Origin of the sequence: Bradyrhizobium sp. NAS80.1, from assembly GCF_001908205.1 — a bacterium.
Classification (GTDB): Bacteria; Pseudomonadota; Alphaproteobacteria; order Rhizobiales; family Xanthobacteraceae; genus Bradyrhizobium.
In genome coordinates this window covers 1-1602 of the sequence record NZ_LGHL01000470.1, presented here as the reverse complement: position 1 = coordinate 1602, position 1602 = coordinate 1, and the positions used below count along the sequence as shown (strand labels likewise).

General features: G+C 61.8%; 1 protein-coding gene. It reads left to right on the top strand.

All coding sequences use genetic code 11. The annotated features are described in order from the left end of the window. Nucleotides 1-205 precede the first annotated feature (205 nt). Nucleotides 206-1540: an IS5 family transposase gene (locus AC629_RS44285; protein ID WP_084810819.1), complete on the top strand. Its 1335-nt coding sequence runs from the start codon at nucleotides 206-208 to the stop codon at nucleotides 1538-1540. The last annotated feature ends 62 nt before the right edge of the window (nucleotides 1541-1602 follow it).

The window sequence follows — 1602 nt, the reverse complement described above, 5'->3', positions numbered from 1 at the left end:
CCGCAGCCTAGCGTACGCCAATAACGCGGTACTTAGTCGTCCGTGAAGAATACGGATCGGTCTGAGAAATAAGCAGAATTGGTCTTGATATAATATTCGATTTTGCAGGAAAGCGAGGTGTTGGACCTCGCTTTCTTGCGTTTTGGGATTTTGCTTTTTGGCGATTCGTGATTCCCTGACGTGGTCGTCGACATTGGGGAATGCGATGAGCAAACCGCGGGATGATCGCCAGAAAGACCTGTTGCTTCCGGCGCTCGATCAGATCATCGACATGGGCCACCCGCTGGTACGGTTGGCGGCGCTGATCGACTGGACGTTTCTGGATGAGCGCTTTAGTTCGGTATGCCAAACAGGGTCGGGGCAGCCCGGCTTGCCGACGCGGCTTGTCGCCGGCCTGTTCATTCTGAAGCACATGCACAACCTGTCAGATGAGGTGCTGTGCACTCGCTGGATCGAGAATCCCTACTACCAATACTTCTGCGGCGAATTGAGTTTCTGCCACCGCCTGCCGTTCGATAGATCGTCGATGACCCGTTGGCGCCAGCGGCTCGGCGAGGAACAGCTCGTCGCGCTGATCCAGGAAAGTCTGTCGGTGGCGCACAAGACTGGCGCGATCGGCCCCAAGGACCTGGAGCGAGTGGTGGTCGATACCACGGTGCAGCCCAAGGCCGTTGCCCATCCGACCGACGCGCGTCTGATGCATCGGGCCATCACCAAGCTCGTGGGGCTTGCCAAGCGCAACCGTGTGCCGCTGCGCCAGAGCTATCTGCGCCTGGCCAAGCGCGCCGCCATCATGGTCGGCCGCTATAGCCACGCCCACCAGTTCAAGCGCGCCCGGCGCCAACTCAAGTTCCTGCGGACGCGGCTTGGCCGGATCATCCGCGACATCCGCCGCAAGATTGATGGCGATACGGTGCTGGAGGCTCGCTTCGGCCCGCTGCTCGGTTTAGCGCAACAGGTGCGCAGCCAGGATCAGCATCGGCGCGGCCCCAAGGTCTATGCGTTACATGCGCCGGAGGTCGAGTGCATCGGCAAGGGGAAAGCCCGCGCGCCTTACGAGTTCGGCTGCAAGGTTAGTATCGTTACCCCCGTGACGTCTCCGAAGGGTGGCCAGTTCGTGCTCCATGCCAAGGCCCTGCACGGCAATCCCTTCGACGGCCACACGCTCGGCCCCGTGATCGCCGACATGGAGAAGCTCACCGGCGTGGAGGCTCGCCGCATCCACGTCGACAAGGGGTACCGCGGCCACAACCACCCGCACCGGCTCAGGGTCTGGATCTCGGGACAGGTCCGTCGCGTCACGGCTTCGATCCGACGCGAGATGAAGCGTCGTGCGGCTGTCGAGCCCGTCATCGGCCACGTCAAGGCCGAGCACCGCATGGAGCGCAACTATCTCAAAGGCCGCGTCGGCGACCGCATCAACGCCGTCCTCGCCGGCGCCGGCTACAACTTCGGCCTGCTCCTGCGATGGCTCGCAGAGCTTTTGCGTGTCATCATTCGAGCCTTCATCGAGACCGTCCCGGCTCAAAACATCGCTTGAGCCGGGGCGCCGCGTCAGTTCTTCACAGACGACTACTTATTGGTGAGCATTTTCACCGCCGG

Excerpts from the sequence above, each read along its gene's own strand:
- AC629_RS44285 (WP_084810819.1), top strand. The coding sequence starts at position 206 with ATGAGCAAACCGCGGGATGATCGCCAGAAAGACCTGTTGCTTCCGGCG.